This window comes from Streptomyces coerulescens (assembly GCF_042657965.1).
In the GTDB taxonomy this organism is placed as follows: Bacteria; Actinomycetota; Actinomycetes; order Streptomycetales; family Streptomycetaceae; genus Streptomyces; species Streptomyces coerulescens.
Genome location: NZ_JBHSKM010000062.1, coordinates 1 through 512, shown reverse-complemented (window position 1 = coordinate 512; position 512 = coordinate 1). Strand labels below are relative to the sequence as shown.

Below are 512 nucleotides of genomic sequence, written 5' to 3'. Positions count from 1 at the left end.
GGAGCGGGCTGGTGTGGATCCGGTGTCGGTGCGGGGGTCGGTGTCGGGTGTGTTTGTGGGGACGAATGGTCAGGATTATTTGTTGGCGTCGGGGGGTGGTTTTGGTGGGGTTGAGGGGTTTGTGGGGACGGGGTCTGCTGCGAGTGTGATGTCGGGGCGGGTGGCGTATGTGCTGGGGTTGGAGGGGCCGGCGGTGACGGTGGACACGGCGTGTTCGTCGGCGTTGGTGTCGCTTCATCTGGCGGTGGGTGCGTTGCGGGCGGGTGAGTGTGGTCTGGCGTTGGCGGGTGGGGTGACGGTGATGTCGTCGCCTGCTGCGTTTGTGGAGTTTTCGCGGCAGCGGGGTCTTGCGGTGGATGGGCGGTGCAAGGCGTTTGGTGAGGGTGCGGATGGGACGGTGTGGGGTGAGGGGGCGGGGATGCTGGTTCTGGAGCGGCTCTCCGATGCGCGCCGCAACAGGCATCCGGTTCTTGCGGTGGTGCGGGGGAGTGCGGTCAATCAGGACGGTGCCT

Annotated in this window: 1 protein-coding gene; it reads left to right on the top strand. The window is 66.8% G+C overall.

The features are described 5' to 3' along the window. Positions 1 to 512, top strand: a 512-nt coding sequence (locus ACFPQ9_RS44580; protein ID WP_380866204.1) for a beta-ketoacyl synthase N-terminal-like domain-containing protein, incomplete at both ends; no start/stop codon positions are given.